This is a genomic window from Cupriavidus cauae (genome assembly GCF_026210475.1).
Classification (GTDB): Bacteria; Pseudomonadota; Gammaproteobacteria; order Burkholderiales; family Burkholderiaceae; genus Cupriavidus; species Cupriavidus cauae.
In genome coordinates this window covers 3298033-3314123 of the sequence record NZ_CP080293.1, presented here as the reverse complement: position 1 = coordinate 3314123, position 16091 = coordinate 3298033, and the positions used below count along the sequence as shown (strand labels likewise).

At 69.4% G+C, this 16091-nt stretch carries 11 protein-coding genes and 1 pseudogene; 8 read left to right on the top strand and 4 right to left on the bottom strand.

Annotation, left to right across the window (positions count from 1 at the left end):
* Window positions 1-1068 precede the first annotated feature (1068 nt).
* Both KZ686_RS14745 and KZ686_RS14740 read right to left on the bottom strand, forming a co-directional pair.
* A pseudogene (locus tag KZ686_RS14745) lies at window positions 1069-1803 on the bottom strand (slipin family protein); the annotation flags it as partial.
* On the bottom strand, window positions 1800-3314 hold the full coding sequence (locus KZ686_RS14740) for an NfeD family protein (RefSeq protein ID WP_265632701.1): 1515 nt from the start codon (window positions 3312-3314) through the stop codon (window positions 1800-1802). The gene KZ686_RS14740 and the pseudogene KZ686_RS14745, both read right to left, overlap by 4 nt.
* Window positions 3315-3706: 392 nt before the next feature.
* Between KZ686_RS14740 and KZ686_RS14735 the strand changes: the two genes are divergently transcribed.
* The 6 genes from KZ686_RS14735 (at window position 3707) to KZ686_RS14710 (ending at window position 8463) form a co-directional block, all read left to right on the top strand.
* Entirely contained in the window at window positions 3707-4927 is a 1221-nt protein-coding gene (locus KZ686_RS14735; RefSeq protein ID WP_223819884.1) for a YbfB/YjiJ family MFS transporter, read from the top strand.
* Window positions 4928-5275: 348 nt separating this feature from the next.
* Window positions 5276-6061 (top strand): class II aldolase/adducin family protein, encoded by a 786-nt coding sequence (locus KZ686_RS14730; protein ID WP_149316923.1) that lies wholly within the window; start codon window positions 5276-5278, stop codon window positions 6059-6061.
* A gap of 105 nt (window positions 6062-6166) precedes the next feature.
* Window positions 6167-6355: a 4-oxalocrotonate tautomerase gene (locus tag KZ686_RS14725; RefSeq protein ID WP_150084926.1), complete on the top strand. Its 189-nt coding sequence runs from the start codon at window positions 6167-6169 to the stop codon at window positions 6353-6355.
* A 94-nt stretch (window positions 6356-6449) separates the two neighbouring features.
* Entirely contained in the window at window positions 6450-7481 is a 1032-nt protein-coding gene (locus tag KZ686_RS14720; RefSeq protein WP_265632700.1) for a threonine aldolase family protein, read from the top strand.
* 111 nt (window positions 7482-7592) lie between these two features.
* On the top strand, window positions 7593-8180 hold the full coding sequence (locus KZ686_RS14715) for an NUDIX domain-containing protein (RefSeq protein WP_150084924.1): 588 nt from the start codon (window positions 7593-7595) through the stop codon (window positions 8178-8180).
* A gap of 55 nt (window positions 8181-8235) precedes the next feature.
* Window positions 8236-8463, top strand: a complete 228-nt coding sequence (locus tag KZ686_RS14710; protein WP_006578930.1) for a sulfurtransferase TusA family protein — start codon at window positions 8236-8238, stop codon at window positions 8461-8463.
* 153 nt (window positions 8464-8616) lie between these two features.
* Here KZ686_RS14710 and galU read toward each other — a convergent pair whose 3' ends face one another.
* The gene (gene galU / locus KZ686_RS14705; RefSeq protein WP_149316927.1) at window positions 8617-9486 is read right to left on the bottom strand and encodes a UTP--glucose-1-phosphate uridylyltransferase GalU; all 870 of its coding nucleotides are present in this window, start codon (window positions 9484-9486) and stop codon (window positions 8617-8619) included.
* Window positions 9487-9629: 143 nt separating this feature from the next.
* Window positions 9630-12497: a valine--tRNA ligase gene (locus KZ686_RS14700; protein ID WP_150084923.1), complete on the bottom strand. Its 2868-nt coding sequence runs from the start codon at window positions 12495-12497 to the stop codon at window positions 9630-9632.
* Window positions 12498-12868: 371 nt separating this feature from the next.
* Between KZ686_RS14700 and KZ686_RS14695 the strand changes: the two genes are divergently transcribed.
* Both KZ686_RS14695 and KZ686_RS14690 read left to right on the top strand, forming a co-directional pair.
* Window positions 12869-13567, top strand: coding sequence for a TetR/AcrR family transcriptional regulator (locus tag KZ686_RS14695; protein ID WP_187829107.1), 699 nt, complete (start codon window positions 12869-12871; stop codon window positions 13565-13567).
* A gap of 162 nt (window positions 13568-13729) precedes the next feature.
* Complete coding sequence (locus tag KZ686_RS14690) at window positions 13730-16090, top strand: UvrD-helicase domain-containing protein (protein ID WP_226107434.1); 2361 nt, start codon at window positions 13730-13732, stop codon at window positions 16088-16090.
* Window position 16091 lies beyond the last annotated feature (1 nt).

Below are 16091 nucleotides of genomic sequence, written 5' to 3'. Positions count from 1 at the left end.
CCCGACGCTGGCCGAGCGCGCCGCCGCGCCGCTGGTCGCGCAGCCGGGCCCGCCGCAATCGCCGCTGCTCGTTCTGCGCGCGCTGGAGGAGCTCGATCTGCGCGACAACGGCGCGCTGCGGACGGTGCGGCTGGAGGCGCCGGCGCTGCGCGTGCTGCGGCTGGACGGCTGCGCGGCGTTGCGCGAATTGCGGCTCGATGGCGCCCGGCAGCTGAGCCGGCTCGACGCACGTCACTGCACCGCGTTGCCCGAGCCGGTGCTGCGATCGCTGGCGCGCGACAATCCCGCGCTTGCCGAGGTCCAGCTCGCGGGCTGCGGACAGCTGCGCCAGGCCGCGCTGTGCGAGGCCCATCCCTGGCTGCTGGCCTGGCCGTGGGACGGCTGGACCAAAGGCGGCATCGCGCGGCTGCGCCAGTCGCTGTCCGGGCCCGACGGCAGCGCTTGCGGCCCGATGCCGCGCTACGTGATCCGGCAGATCACCGATTGGCTGCGCGAGCGTGAGCGGGCGGTGCAGGCGCTGAACCGGCTCTACCGCGACCCCGGCACGCCGCGGCGCCTGCGCGAGGCCGCCGAGGCGGCGCTGCTGGGCCGCGAGAGCGTGGCGCAGCGGGAGGCCGGCGTGGCGGCCGCCACGCTGATCGGCAACGCCACCGATTCGCAGCCGGCGCTGGGCATCGGCATGCTGGTGCCGGCGCTGTCGTCGTCCGGCAGCGAGGAGAGCCGCATCGCGGCGGCGGCCGCGCTCGGCGGCCTCATTGCGATCCCCTCGCGGGAGGATGTCGTGCGCTGGGCGCAGCGCGATGGGGCGGTGTCGCGGTAGTGGTGCGGGGCCTGGTGCGCTGGGCGCATTGCGCCCGAGTCATTGCGACCGGCTCAATGCACCCAACTCAATGCCCCCAACTCAATGCCCCCAACTCAATGCACACAATTCAAAGCGCCCGACGCAATGCCCCCCACTCAATGCGGCGGCTCGTTGCTGTCCGCGGCACTGGCGGCGGTCCCCATCGTCGCGCCGGTGGCCGCGGCAGCCTCGGCGGCCTGCGCCGCGGCGCCGCGCACGTGCGGCCGCAACACCTCCATCATCTCGATCGGCACCGGAAACACGATGGTCGAGCTGCGATCGCCCGCCACCTGCGTCAGCGTCTGCAGATAGCGCAGCTGCATCGCCTGCGGCTGCCGCGCCAGCATCTGCGCCGCTTCCAGCAGCTTCACCGACGCCTGCAGCTCGCCCTCGGCGTGGATCACCTTGGCGCGCCGCTCGCGTTCCGCTTCGGCCTGCCGCGCAATCGCGCGCACCATCGATTCGTTCAGATCCACATGCTTGATCTCGACGTTCGACACCTTGATGCCCCAGGCGTCGGTCTGCGCGTCCAGCACCTTCTGGATGTCCAGGTTCAGCTTCTCGCGCTCGGACAGCATCTCGTCGAGATCGTGCTTGCCGAGCACCGCGCGCAGCGTGGTCTGCGCCAGCTGGCTGGTGGCCTCGAGGAAGTTGGCTACCTGGATGATCGCGTTCTGCGGATCGACCACGCGGAAATAGACCACCGCGTTGACCTTGACCGAGACGTTGTCGCGCGAGATCACGTCCTGCGCCGGCACGTCCATCACCACGGTGCGCAGGTCGACCCGCACCATCTGCTGGATCACCGGGATCACCAGCACCAGACCCGGTCCCTTGACGCGCCAGAACCGGCCCAGCATGAACACCACGCCGCGTTCGTACTCGCGCAGCACGCGGAAGGCGGAGAAGATCAGCAGGGCCAGCAGGATGACGAGGGTGCCGGCGCTGAGGCTGAAGATCATGGTCGGTCTCCTTGTGGGGAGGTGGGGGACGTGGGGGAGGGCGGCGGCCGCGCGGGGGATTCGTCCGTGGACAGGCTGTCGGCCGGCTCGACGTCGAGCACCAGGCCCTGGCGGCCTGTCACGCGCACGGCCTGGCCGGTCTGCAGCGGTGCCGCGCTGCGCACGCGCCAGCGTTCGCCCTGCACCTCGGCCCAGCCGTCATCGATGATGCGGCCGGCATTGCCGACCACGCGGGTGTCGGTGATCACCGCGGGCTGGCGGCGTGCGCGCACGGCGGCCGCGGACACGCCGAAGCTCAGCGCCGCGGCCGCCAGCGACAGCGTGCCGATCATCCACAACGGCACGCCGAAACCCGGGATGTCGGTGTCGATCAGCATCACGGCGCCCAGCGCGAACGCCACGATGCCGCCCAGGCCCAGCGCGCCGAAGCTCGGCAGGAAGGCCTCGGCCACCATGCAGCCGATGCCCAGCGCGATCAGCGCCAGGCCGGCGTAATTGATCGGCAGCATCTGCAGCGCGAACAGCGCCAGCAGCAGGCAGATCGCGCCGGCCACGCCGGGCAGCACCATGCCGGGTGTCGAGAATTCGAAGATCAGCCCGTAGATGCCGATCATCATCAGGATCAGCGCGACGCTCGGTTCGGTCAGCACGGCGAGCAGCCGATAGCGCCAGTCGGGCTCCAGCTCGATCACGCCGGCCTGCGCGGTGCGCAGCGTGCGCGACGCGCCGGCCGCGACCACGGCGCGCCCGTCGACCGCGCGCAGCAGCGCCGGCACGTCCGGCGCGATCAGATCGACCACGCGCTGCGCCGCGGCCTCGTCGGCCGACAGGCTGACCGCCTCGCGCACCGCGCGCTCGGCCCATTCCGCATTGCGCCCGCGCAGCTGCGCGAGGCCGCGGATATAGGCGGCGGCATCGTGCAGCTGCTTGCGCTCGAGGGTGTCGAGACCGTCGTCCTTGCTTTCCGGAGCGGCGCGGCCGGGCGCGCTGGCGGCGCCCTCCGAGGCCGGGCGGGTATCCGCAGGCCGCTCGGCCCGCTCGGCTCGCTCCCGCCGTTCCGGGCCGCCGATGCCGAGCCGTACCGGGCTGGCGGCGCCCAGATTGGTGCCCGGCGCCATCGCGGCCAGATGGCTGGCGTAGAGGATGTAGGTGCCGGCGCTGGCGGCGCGCGCCCCGCCCGGATAGACGTAGCTCAGCACCGGGACCGGGCTCGCGAGGATGTCCTGGATGATCTGCCGCATCGATGGGTCCAGCCCGCCGGGCGTGTCCATCTCCAGCACGATCAGCTGGGCGCCGGCCTGGCGCGCCTGCTCGAAGCCGCGCCGCACGAAGCTGGCGCTGGCCGGGCCGACCGCGCCCTTGAGCGGAATCAGGTAGACCGGCGCAACGCCTCCCGGCTTCGCACGCGCGCGGTCGGCCGGGCCGCCGGGCTGGGCCAAAGCCAGCGTCATGCCGACGATCAGCAGCAGGACGGCGGCGAGCCGCCGCGCGAAGCTTGCCTGTGCGTTCATGGTCTGCGCTCGTGAAGTCCTTCGCGCCGGCGGGGCCAAGGCTGCCGCGCCAGCGTTCGCACCATTGCTTGCGCGGTGGCCGCCCAGTGGCGCGCCGTCCGCCGATTGCGCTGCAACGGTCATCGTGTCGTTCCCGCGAAAGCGGGAATGCGGCGTCCTGGACAGCCACTGGGTCCCCCGCCTGCGCGGGGACGACCAGTTCGTCGAGGCGCTGAAACGCCTTGCGGCGCTCATTCCAGTGTAGGCGACACGACACGGCTTGCCCGGGACGGTGCCGTGGTCTTGGCGCGCCGCCGTCGCGCTTTGCCCGCCGCGGGTACGATAGCGGGATCGCCGACGCGCCAGAACGGAGAATCCGCATCGTGTCAGTCTCGCCCTCCCGCAATCCCGAGCTGGTCCACGGCACGCTCGCCGGCAGCGAAGCCCGCCGTCCCGGCGCCTGGGCGGTCGCGCTCGGCGGCCTGGTCTCGCTGGCCGTCGCCATGGGCATCGGCCGCTTCGCCTTCACGCCCTTGCTGCCGATGATGCTGCACGACGGCAGCGTGACGCTGCATCAGGGCGGGTGGATCGCGACCTGGAACTACATCGGCTATTTCGTCGGCGCGCTGGCCTGCCTGCTGATCCGGCCCGATGCCGCGCGCATGGTGCGCTGGGGCCTGGCGGCCACCGTCGCGCTGACGCTGGCGATGGCGTTGCCGCTGGGCATGCTGTCCTGGTCGCTGTGGCGCGCCGCCGCCGGTGTCGCGAGCGCCTTCGTGCTGGTCTATACCGCGGCCTGGTGCATGCAGCGGCTGGCCGAGGCCGGCAAGCCGGCGCTCGGGGGCCTGATCTTCTGCGGACCGGGCATCGGCATCGTCGCCACCGGGGTTTCGGCCTTCGGCATGGTCGGCATGGACTGGAGCGCGGCCTGGGGCTGGATCGCGTTCGGCGTGCTGGCGCTGGTGCTGGTGGCGGCGGTATGGCGCATCTTCCAGCCCGACTCGGCTCCCCACTCGGCCACGGCTTCCGCCGCGGCCGCGCCGCCGCGCATGGCGGCGTGGTCCGGCGAGGCCTGGGCGCTGACCGTGGCCTACGGGCTGGCCGGATTCGGCTACATCATCACCGCGACCTTCCTGCCGGTGATCGCGCGCCAGGCGATGCCGGGCTCGTTGTGGGCGGACCTGTTCTGGCCGCTGTTCGGCGCCGCGGTGGCGCTCGGCGCGCTGACGGCCGTGCGCATCGGCGTGCGGCACGACAACCGCGTGCTGCTGGCGCTGGCCTATGGCATGCAGGCGGCGGGCGTGGCGATCGCGGCGGTGTGGCCGACGCTGGCCGGTTTCGCGCTCAGCAGCCTGCTGGCGGGGCTGCCGTTCACCGCGCTGGTGCTGTTCGCCATGCACGAGGCGCGCCGGCTGGCCGGCGGCCAGGCGCCGCGGCTGATCGGGCTGATGACGGCCGCGTACGGGCTCGGTCAGATCGTCGGGCCGCCGTTCGCCACCGCGCTGGTGGCCCGCACCGGCGGCTTTGCCGCGTCGCTGGTCGGCGCCGCGCTGGCGCTGCTGGCCGGCGCGCTGATCTACCTGTGGCTGCGCCGGGTCGCGCCCTTGCCGTCCGCCGCGGCGCCGCATGCCTGAGCCGGGCTGAGCTGGGCCGGGCCGAGCTGGGCCGGGCAGAGTTGGGCCGGGCAGAGTTGGGCCGGGCAGAGTTGGGCCGGGCAGAGTTGGGCCGGGCAGAGTTGGGCCGGGCAGAGTTGGGCCGGGCAGAGTTGGGCCGGGCAGAGCTGGGCAGAGCTGGGGCAGAGTTGGGTAGAGGAGGCCGGGCAGGGTTGGGCGGGCTGACCCGAGCGGGCTGGGCCGGCGAGCAGCTGGGCGCGGCGAGCCGGCCCAATCCACGCCCCTGCGCGCTTCGGCTACAGTATCGCCTTCGCCGCCATCGGCAACCGGCCCGCGGGCCGGCATCGCCGACGGCGCAAGGAGCCATCGATGTCCTTCGCCCTGCAACCCGCCCGCGCCACCGGCGCTTCCGCCAACGCTTCGGCCACCGTTTCCGAAGCCGAGCGCCGCATGCGCGTCGATCTCGCCGCGGCGTACCGGCTGTGCGCGCTGGCCGGCTGGGACGACCTGATCTACACGCATATCTCGGCGACGGTGCCCGGGGAGCCGGACCACTTCCTGATCAACCCGTTCGGCCATGCCTTCGACGAGATCCGCGCGTCGGACCTGGTCAAGATCAACGGCCGCGGCGAGGTGGTCGGCGACAGCCCGCATCCGGTCAACGTGACCGGGTTTGCGCTGCATGCGGCCGTGCACGCCGCGCGTCCGGACGCGGTCTGCGTGATGCACCTGCACAATACCGCCGGCGTCGCGGTGTCGGCCCAGGCCGACGGGCTGCTGCCGCTGTCGCAGCATGCGATGCGCTTTTACGGCCGGCTCGCCTATCACGACTACGAGGGCCTGGCCTTCACGCCGGCCGAGGGCGCGCGGCTGACCGCCTCGCTGGGCAGCCATCCCGCCATGCTGCTGCGCAACCACGGCACGCTGACGGTCGGCCGTACCGTGGCCGAGGCCCATGTGCTGATGGCCACGCTGATCAAGGCGTGCGAAATCCAGCTCGGCGCGCTGACCGCCACGCGCGTGGTGCTGCCCTCGGTCGAGGTGGCGACGCGGACCTCGGCCCAGCTCGACGACGGCGGCGCCATCGAGGGCGCGCTGGAATGGCCATCGCTGCTGCGCAAACTCGATAAAATCGATCCCTCGTATCGCGACTGAGCGCGACGGGTGCCACGCAGCGCGAGCAAGCGCAACGCAGGGCAGCGCCCGCTTCAGTCCTTGCACCATTCATCCATAACTCATCCATAACAACAGGAGCCATCCATGCCGACTTTCCACGTAGAGATGTTCGAGGGCCGCACCATCGAGCAGAAGCGCAAGTTCGTCGAGGAAGTGACCCGTGTCACCTGCGAAACCCTCGGCTGCTCGGCCGGCGCGGTCGACATCATCATCACCGACGTCAAGCGCGAGAACTGGGCCACCGGCGGCGAGCTGTGGGCCGACAAGAAGTAACGCCCGTCGACATCGTCCTCGCCATCGTTCCTGGTCATCGTTCCTTCTCCGGGCATCCACGAACCGGCGCCTCGCGCCCCTGTACGGAACCGTCATGCAGCATTTCGCCTCGGACAACTACGCCGGCTTCTGCCCGGAATCGCTGAAGTACTTCCTCGAAGCCAACGGCAGCGGGCACGAGCAGGCCTATGGCGACGATTCGTGGACGCAGAAGGTCTGCGATCGCATCCGCGACCTGTTCCAGACCGATTGCGAGGTGTTCTTCGTATTCAACGGCACGGCGGCCAATTCGCTGGCGCTGTCGGCGCTGTGCCAGTCGTATCACTCCGTGATCTGTCACGAGCTGGCGCATATCGAGACCGACGAGTGCGGCGGGCCGGAGTTCTTCTCCAACGGCTCGAAGCTGCTGACCGCGCCGGGCGCCAACGGCAAGCTGACGCCGGATGCGGTCGAGGCGCTGGTCACGCGCCGCAGCGACATCCACTATCCGAAGCCCAAGGTCGTGTCGCTGACGCAGTCGACCGAGGTCGGCACCGTCTATACGGTCGAGGAAGTGCGCGCGATCTCGGCCATCGCCAAGCGGCGGCAGCTGCGGGTCCATATGGACGGGGCGCGCTTTGCCAACGCGGTGGCGTCGCTGGGCGTGCATCCGTCCGAGATCACCTGGCGCGCGGGCGTCGACGTGGTGTGCTTCGGCGGCACCAAGAACGGCCTGCCGGTCGGGGAGGCGGTGGTGTTCTTCGACCGCAAGCTGGCCGAGGACTTTGCCTATCGCGTCAAGCAGGCCGGGCAGCTGGCCTCGAAGATGCGCTTCATCTCCGCGCCGTGGCTGGGGCTGCTGGAGAACGACGTGTGGCTGGCCAACGCCCGCCATGCCAATGCGATGGCGCAGCTGCTGCACGATCGCATCGCCGGCATTCCCGGCGTGCGCATCATGTTCCCGACGCAGGCCAACGCCGTGTTCGCCGAGCTGCCGCTGCCGGCGATCGAGGCGCTGCGCGGGCGCGGCTGGCGCTTCTATACCTTCATCGGCGCCGGCGGCTGCCGCTTCATGTGCTCGTGGGACCTGCGGCCCGAGACGGTCGAAGCGCTGGCGGCCGACATGCGCGAGGTCTGCGCCGCGTGATTGCGGGCGTGTGGATGCCGGCGCGTGCTTGCCGGCGCGTGATTGTCGGCGTGTCCATATGGACCGTTGTCTGACCCCGGCGCCTTGCGCCATCGAACAGGAAATCGAGCCATGCCCTCCTATCGCTACTGTCCCCACTGCGGCACGCCGCTGATGGCGCTGCCCATGTCCGGGCGCGAACGCATGGCCTGCGTGCAGGACGGCTGCCAGTTCGTGCAGTGGGACAACCCGCTGCCGGTGCTGGCCGCGGTGGTCGAGTACGAGGGCAAGCTGCTGCTGGCGCGCAATGCCGCGTGGCCGCCGTCGATGTACGCGCTGGTCACCGGCTTTCTGGAGCGCGACGAAACGCCGGAGGCGGGCGTGGCGCGCGAGCTGAAGGAAGAGACCAATCTCGATGCGCAATCGGTTTCGCTGATCGGCGTCTACGAATTCATGCGCAAGAACGAGCTGATCATCGCCTACCACGTGCGCGCGACCGGCACCATCGCGCTGTCGGAGGAGCTGGCCGACTACAAGCTGGTGGCGCCGGAAAAGATGCGGATCTGGAATGCGGGCACCGGCTTCGCGGTGGCCGACTGGCTGGCCGCGCGCGGCTATCCGGTGCGCTTCTTCGACCGCCAGACCGGCGAGGACATTCCCGACCCGCGCCAGGCCGCGCGGGCGGAGGGCGCCGGCGCGACGCTACAATACCGGCCATGAAGCCTCAGGGAAGGCTTGCCGACATCGCCCATACCAGGGAAACAAGGAAGAGACCATGGAGTTCCAGAAGGAAGTGGACGCGCGCGGGCTGAACTGCCCGCTGCCGATTTTGCGGACCAAGAAGGCGCTGGCCGATATGGCGAGCGGAGAAGTGCTGAAGGTGCTGGCCACCGACCCGGGCGCGACCCGCGACTTCCAGGCCTTCGCCAAGCAGACCGGCAACGAGCTGCTGTCGCACCAGGAGGTCGACAAGGTGTTCGTGTTCTACATGAAGCGCCGGTAAGCGGGCGAGCAGGCCAGCAACCGAGCGGTCCCGCAGTTCGGGCCGCAGACGACAAAGCCGCCCTCGGGCGGCTTTTTGTTTTAGGGCTGCGAGAGGGCAAGGGCGCCGGCGATCGCAGGCGCCCTTGCCCGGACAATCTTGCGGCCGAACGCCTCAGATCCGCTCGCGCAGATAGCTGCCGAACTCGTCGCGCACCTCGGGATGCTTCAGCGCGAACTCGACCATCGCCTTCAGATAGCCGAGCTTGCTGCCGCAGTCGTAGCGCACGCCCTGGTAGCGGTAGGCCAGCACCTGTTCCTGGCCGAGCAGCGACTGGATCGCGTCGGTCAGCTGGAATTCGCCGCCGGCGCCCGGCTTCAGGTTGCGGATATGTTCGAAGATGCGCGGGGTCAGGATATAGCGGCCGACCACGCCCAGGTTCGACGGTGCCACTTCCGGGTCCGGCTTCTCGACGATGCCGGCGACCTTGATCACGCCTTCGTCCCACTCGCGGCCGTCGACCACGCCGTAAGATTTACTCTGCTCGGGTGCAATTTCTTCCACACCCAGGATGGAGCAGTTGTAATGATTGTAGAGGTCGACCATCTGCTTCATCACCGGCGGCTGGCCGTCGAGCAGGTCGTCCGCCAGCATCACGGCGAAGGGCGCGTCGCCGACCAGCTTCTCGGCGCACAGCACCGCATGGCCCAGGCCGAGCGCCTCGGGCTGGCGCACGTAGAAGCATTCCACATGCGACGGCTTGATCGAGCGGACCACCTCGAGCAGCGCCTGCTTGTTCTTCGCCTCCAGCTCAACCTCGAGCTCGTAGGCCTTGTCGAAATGGTCCTCGATCGCACGCTTGGAGCGGCCCGTCACGAAGATCATCTCCGTGATGCCGGCAGCCATCGCCTCTTCGACCGCATACTGGATCAGCGGCTTGTCCACCACGGGCAGCATTTCCTTGGGGCTCGCCTTGGTAGCGGGCAGGAAACGGGTGCCGAGCCCGGCTACCGGGAATACGGCCTTGGTGACGCGGGTTTCCATAAAAGAGGCTCCTTCTCAGTTTTTGATGTCGTCAGCCTTGCGTTAAAGCAAGGCGCATGCCCTGGACCGCGCTGCCGGCACTGCTGCCGGCACGGACACCGACATCGAGGCCACCACCGACGCGAACGCGGCCGGTGGCGACCTCATGCCGGCAGCCGTTGCAACTGGTCCTGCAGCTTGGCCAGCGTCTGCTCGAAATCGGCCAGCCGCTGGTTTTCCTGTTCGACCACCGCGGCCGGCGCCTTGGCCACGAAGCTCTCGTTGGCCAGCTTGCCGCGGGCCTTGGCGATCTCGCCGCCGATGCGCTGGATCTCCTTGCCGAGGCGCACGCGTTCGGCGGCGACGTCGATCTCGATCTTCAGCAGCAGGTGACTGCCGCCGACGATGGCGACCGGCGCACCGGCGCCTTCGGCCATCAGGGTCTGCTCGTCTTCGAAGACGCGAACCTCGGAAAGTTTCGCCAGCGCCTGGATATAGTTCTTTGCCGCGTGCAGGAAGGCGTTGTCGCCATGCGCGTACAGCGGGATCCGCTGCGCCGGCGAGATGTTCATTTCGCCGCGCAAATTGCGGCAGGCATCGACCATCGCCTTCAGTTGCGCGACCCAGGCCTCGGCCGTTTCGTCGATCTTCGCGGCGGCGGCGAGCGGGTAGGGCTGCAACGCGATCGATTCGCTGCCGTCGCCCTTGCCGCGACCGGCCAGCGGGCCGACCTTCTGCCACAGTTCCTCGGTGATGAACGGGATGATCGGATGCGCGAGCCGCAGCACGGTCTCGAGCACGCGCAGCAGCGTGCGGCGCGTGGCGCGCTGCTGCGCCGGCGTGCCGTTCTGGATCTGCACCTTGGCCAGTTCCAGGTACCAGTCGCAGTACTCGTCCCAGACGAACTTGTAGATCGCGTTGGCGATATTGTCGAATCGGTATTCGCCGAAGCCCTTCTCGACCTCGGCCTCGACCCGCTGCAGCAACGACACGATCCAGCGGTCGGCCTGCGAGAAGTCGAGGTAGCCGTCCGGACCGCAGTCCTGGTTGCACGGCCCCATGCCGCAGTCGTGCCCCTCGGTGTTCATCAGCACGAAGCGGGTCGCGTTCCACAGCTTGTTGCAGAAGTTGCGGTAGCCCTCGCAGCGGCCGGTGTCGAAGTTGATGTTGCGGCCCAGCGTGGCCAGTGAGGCGAAGGTGAAGCGCAGCGCGTCGGCGCCGAAGGCCGGAATGCCGTTGGGGAATTCCTTCTTCGTCTTCGCTTCGATCTTCGGCGCATCCTTGGGCCGGCGCAGGCCGGTGGTGCGCTTCTTCAGCAGTTCGGGCAGCTCGATGCCGTCGATCAGGTCGACCGGGTCGAGCGTGTTGCCCTCGGACTTGCTCATCTTCTTGCCTTCGAAGTCGCGCACCAGGCCGTGCACGTACACGTCCTTGAACGGGACCTGGCCGGTGAAGTGCTTGGTCATCATGACCATGCGCGCGACCCAGAAGAAGATGATGTCGTAGCCGGTAACCAGCACCGACGACGGCAGGAAGTGCTGCAGTTCGGGCGTCTGCTCGGGCCAGCCCAGGGAGGAGAACGGCACCAGCGCCGAGGAGAACCAGGTGTCGAGCACGTCCTCGTCGCGGCGCAGCGGCCCGGCAAAGCCGGCGGCCTGCGCCTGCGCGCGCGCTTCCTCTTCGGTGCGCGCGACGTAGCAGTTGCCGGCCTCGTCGTACCAGGCCGGGATCTGGTGGCCCCACCACAGCTGGCGCGAGATGCACCAGTCCTGGATATTGGCCAGCCACTGGTTGTAGGTGCTGACCCAGTTCTCGGGGATCAGGCGGATCTCGCCGCTCTGCACGGCGTCGAGCGCGACCTCGGCGATCGAGCGGCCGGGGTAGAAGGTGCCTTCCGGCGCCGGCTTGCTCATCGCGACGAACCACTGGTCGGTCAGCATCGGCTCGATCACGCTGCCGGTGCGCTCGCTCTTCGGCGTCATCAGCTTGTGCTTCTTGACCTCGACCAGCAGGCCCTGCGCGTCGAGGTCGGCGACGATGCGGCGGCGCGCCTCGAAGCGGTCCAGGCCGACGTATTGCGCGGGCGCGCCATCGGCGATCTTCGCGTCGAGGGTCAGCACCGACAGCTGCGGCAGGTTGTGGCGCTGGCCCACCGCATAGTCGTTGAAGTCATGGCCCGGCGTGACCTTGACCACGCCGGTGCCGAATTCGCGGTCGACGTAGTCGTCGGCAATCACCGGGATCTCGCGATCGGTCAGCGGCAGCTTCGCCATCTTGCCGATCAGGTGAGCGTAGCGCTCGTCCTCGGGATGGACCATCAGCGCGACGTCGCCCAGCATCGTTTCCGGGCGGGTGGTGGCCACCGTCAGATGGGTCAGCCCGGTGCGCGTATCCGGCTCGACCAGCGGATAGCGGATATGCCAGAGCGAGCCTTCCTCCTCGACGCTCTCGACTTCCAGATCGGACACGGCGGTGCCCAGCACCGGGTCCCAGTTGACCAGCCGCTTGCCCCGGTAGATCAGCCCCTGCTCGTGCAGGCGCACGAACACCTCGGTGACCACGCGCGACATCTTCGGGTCCATCGTGAAATATTCGCGGCTCCAGTCGATCGACGCGCCCATGCGCCGCACCTGCCGCGTGATGGTCGAACCCGATTCCTCCTTCCAGGCCCAGACCTTCTGCACGAAAGCCTCGCGGCCGAGGTCGTGGCGCGAGACGCCCTGCGCATCGAGCTGGCGCTCGACCACGATCTGCGTGGCGATGCCGGCGTGGTCGGTCCCGGGCACCCACAGCGTGTTGGCGCCCCGCATGCGCGCGTGCCGTGCCAGGCCGTCCATGATGGTCTGGTTGAACGCGTGTCCCATGTGCAGCGTGCCGGTGACGTTGGGCGGCGGCAGCTGGATGGCGAAATCGGGCCGGTCCGGGTCGAGGGTGGGCCTGGCGATGCCCCGTTTTTCCCACTCGGGGCCCCACTTGGCCTCGATGGCGGCGGGTTCGAAGCTCTTGGCTAGGGACTGGTCTTGGGCGGTCATGCTTGGGATGTCGATCGATGCGTGAAGGCCGGCGAGCCGGTGCGGCTCTCGCGGTCTGGTGCGCGCCTGCAGGGCGCGGCCAAAGGGAGACAAGCCCTAAATTATAGGGGAGCCCGCTCGGTGACGCCCAAAATGCCCTTGCGGGGCGCGCCTGCCCGCCGCGCGCCGCCTCCACATCCACCGCAGGACAAACCGCAGTATCGCCGCTCCGCGGACGCCGATGCGTTCGCTAGAGCACGGTCGCGGCAGGCCGCCGGGCCTATCGTCTGCGTTGGGGGCTCGGGCAGGGGACGCCGCATGGCGGTCCGGGCGGGTTGCCGGGGCGCGGGCGGGCCCCCGGCGTGCAGTCGGCCGACGGCCGGGTCATGGACATGAACCAGAACGAGAACGAACACAATCAGGGCGGCGCCCCAGGCCACAGCCTGGCGCCGCTGCTGCTGCGCCTGCGCCGGGCCCCGGTGCGGGCGCGCGGCCGGGTCACCTTCGAACGGATCCTCGATACCACCGCGTTGCTGCTCGACGAGGTCGGGGTCGAGCGGATCACCACCAACCTGATCGCCAGCCGCGCGGGGATCAATATCGCCACGCTGTACAAGTACTTTCCCAACAAGCTGTCGGTCATCAATGCGCTGTTCGAGCACCAGATGCGCCAGCGCGCGGCCGATTCGCTGGCGGTGCTGCCCTCGGCCGGGGCGGTGGAGGACTGGCGCGCGGTGGTCGACGCGGTGTTCGACCAGGTCCGCACCGCGCGCAGCCGCCAGCCGGGCAGCATCGCGCTGCGCCGGGCGATGCAGTCGTCGCCGGAGCTGCGCCGCATCCACGATGCCACCAGCCGCGAGGTCGCCGAACTGCTGGCGCGCTGGCTGATGCAGCACCAGCAGGTGGCCGAGGACGATGCCCGCCTGACCGCGCGCTGCGCGATCGAGGTGCTGACCGCGCTGATGGACCTGGCCGAGGGCGAGGACGAGGCGGTGCGCGAGCGCATCCACGCCGAGGCCCGGCGCCTGCTGAAGGCCTGCCTGGCGCCGTGCTTCGAGCCGCAGCGACTGGACGACGCGGCGCTGCCGTAGCGCGGGAGGCCGGGCGAGGCCGGGCTGAGGCTGAGGCTGAGGCAGGCTGAGGCAGGCTGAGGCAGGCTGAGGCAGGCTGAGGCAGGCCCCCGGCTGAGCCGGCCGGCGAGGCCGTGGAAAGGCGCGCCGTTATAATGGCCCGATTCCTCAAGGCCCCTCCCGATGTCCGACCTGCTTGCCAATCTGAACGCCGAACAACTTGCCGCCGTCACGCTGCCGGACGAACCGGCGCTGATCCTGGCGGGCGCGGGCAGCGGCAAGACGCGGGTGCTGACCACGCGCATCGCGTGGCTGATCCAGAACGGCCGCGTGTCGCCGGCCGGCATCCTGGCGGTGACCTTCACCAACAAGGCCGCCAAGGAGATGCAGACGCGGCTGTCGTCGATGCTGCCGATCAATACCCGCGGCATGTGGATCGGCACCTTCCACGGCCTGTGCAACCGCATGCTGCGCGCGCATTTCCGCGATGCCGGGCTGCCGCAGACCTTCTCGATCCTCGACAGCCAGGACCAGCTGTCGGCGCTCAAGCGCCTGCTGAAGTCGCTGAACGTCGACGACGAGAAATATCCGGCGAAGAACCTGCAGTACTTCATCAACAGCGCGAAGGAGCAGGGCCTGCGCGCGGCCGACGTCGAGGCCAACGACGACTTCAACCGCCGCTTCGTCGACCTGTATGCCGCCTACGACGAGCAGTGCCAGCGCGAGGGCGTGGTCGATTTCGCCGAGCTGCTGCTGCGCTGCTACGAGCTGCTGCGCTACAACGACGCGATCCGCCAGCACTATCAGCACCGCTTCCGCCATGTGCTGGTCGACGAGTTCCAGGACACCAACGTGCTGCAGTACCAGTGGCTGAAGCTGCTGGCGGGCTTCGGCACCGGCAATGCCGCGGCGGTGTTCGCGGTCGGCGACGACGACCAGAGCATCTACGCGTTCCGGGGCGCCAATGTCGGCAACATGCGCGATTTCGAGCACGAATTCCGCGTGCGCCATCTGATCAAGCTGGAGCAGAACTATCGCTCGCACGGCCATATCCTCGACTCGGCCAATCACCTGATCGCCCACAACGCGCGCCGGCTCGGCAAGAACCTGCGCACCGACGCGGGCCACGGCGAGCCGGTGCGGGTCTACCAGGCCGGCACCGACGGGCAGGAGGCCGGGTGGATCGTCGAGGAGATCCGCGACCAGATCGCCCAGGGCACCAGCCGCGCGGAGATCGCGATCCTGTATCGCAGCAACGCGCAGTCGCGCGTGATCGAGCACGCGCTGTTCTCGTCCGGCATTCCGTACCGCGTCTACGGCGGCCTGCGCTTCTTCGAGCGGGCCGAGGTCAAGCACGCGCTGGCCTATCTGCAGCTGCTGGAAAATCCGCGCAACGACGCCGCCTTCGCCCGCGTGGTCAACTTCCCTACGCGCGGCATCGGCGCGCGTTCGATCGAGTCGCTGCAGGACGCCGCGCGGCAGTACAACTGCGCGCTGTCCGAGGCGGTGGCCTATGTCGCCGGCGCGGCCGGCGGCAAGCTGGCGTCGTTCGTGCGGCTGATCGACCAGATGCGCTTCGAGACCCGGCAGATGACGCTGCCGGAGACGGTCGAATACGTGATCAATACCAGCGGGCTGATCACGCATTACCAGGCCGAGAAGGAAGGCCAGGACCGCATCGAGAACCTGCGCGAACTGGTGACCGCGGCGCAGGCCTTCGTGGTGGAAGAGGGCTACGGCCTCGACGCGCCGGCCAACGCGATTCCGGTGAGCCGCCGGCAGAGCCTGGATCGGCCGCTGCCGGCCCTGGCCGAGGGCGACCAGGCGCAGCAGGTGCTGGACCCGGAAGCGTTGCCCGAGGTGATGACGCCGCTGGTCGCCTTCCTGACCCATGCCTCGCTGGAGGCCGGCGACAACCAGGCCCAGGCCGGGCAGGACGCGGTGCAGATGATGACGGTGCACGCGGCCAAGGGCCTCGAATTCAATGTGGTGTTCATCAGCGGGCTGGAGGAAGGGCTGTTCCCGCACGAGAACAGCATGCTCGACGCCGACGGGCTCGAGGAAGAGCGCCGGCTGATGTATGTGGCGATCACGCGGGCGCGCGAGCGGCTGTACCTGTCGTTCGCGCAGAGCCGCGTGCTGCATGGCCAGGTGCGCTACCACATCCGCTCCCGCTTCTTCGACGAGCTGCCCGAGGGCGCGCTGAAGTGGCTGACCCCGCCGGCGCAGAACTACGGCGCGCAGCGGCGCCAGTCATCGGAAAGCGCGTGGGGCCGCGACTGGTACAAGCGGGCCGAGGACGTGCCCTATACCGGCAGCCGCGCGACCGGCGGCATGGACACCGGCAACGGCTACGCCGACCACAAGCGGCAGGCCGAATCCGGCTGGCGCATCGGCCAGCAGGTCTTCCACAACAAGTTCGGCGAGGGCGTGATCAAGGCGCTCGAAGGCGAGGGCGCGGATGCCCGCGCCAATATCGAGTTCAAGCGCCACGGCGCCAAGTGGCTGGCGCTGTCGGTGGCGAAGCTGGACGCGATCGATTGAG

Coding starts and splice junctions, on each gene's coding strand:
- KZ686_RS14740 (WP_265632701.1), bottom strand. CDS start 3,314: ATGAACGCACAGGCAAGCTTCGCGCGGCGGCTCGCCGCCGTCCTGCTG.
- KZ686_RS14730 (WP_149316923.1), top strand. CDS start 5,276: ATGTCCTTCGCCCTGCAACCCGCCCGCGCCACCGGCGCTTCCGCCAAC.
- KZ686_RS14725 (WP_150084926.1), top strand. CDS start 6,167: ATGCCGACTTTCCACGTAGAGATGTTCGAGGGCCGCACCATCGAGCAG.
- KZ686_RS14720 (WP_265632700.1), top strand. CDS start 6,450: ATGCAGCATTTCGCCTCGGACAACTACGCCGGCTTCTGCCCGGAATCG.
- KZ686_RS14715 (WP_150084924.1), top strand. CDS start 7,593: ATGCCCTCCTATCGCTACTGTCCCCACTGCGGCACGCCGCTGATGGCG.
- KZ686_RS14710 (WP_006578930.1), top strand. CDS start 8,236: ATGGAGTTCCAGAAGGAAGTGGACGCGCGCGGGCTGAACTGCCCGCTG.
- galU (WP_149316927.1), bottom strand. CDS start 9,486: ATGGAAACCCGCGTCACCAAGGCCGTATTCCCGGTAGCCGGGCTCGGC.
- KZ686_RS14700 (WP_150084923.1), bottom strand. CDS start 12,497: ATGACCGCCCAAGACCAGTCCCTAGCCAAGAGCTTCGAACCCGCCGCC.
- KZ686_RS14695 (WP_187829107.1), top strand. CDS start 12,869: ATGAACCAGAACGAGAACGAACACAATCAGGGCGGCGCCCCAGGCCAC.
- KZ686_RS14690 (WP_226107434.1), top strand. CDS start 13,730: ATGTCCGACCTGCTTGCCAATCTGAACGCCGAACAACTTGCCGCCGTC.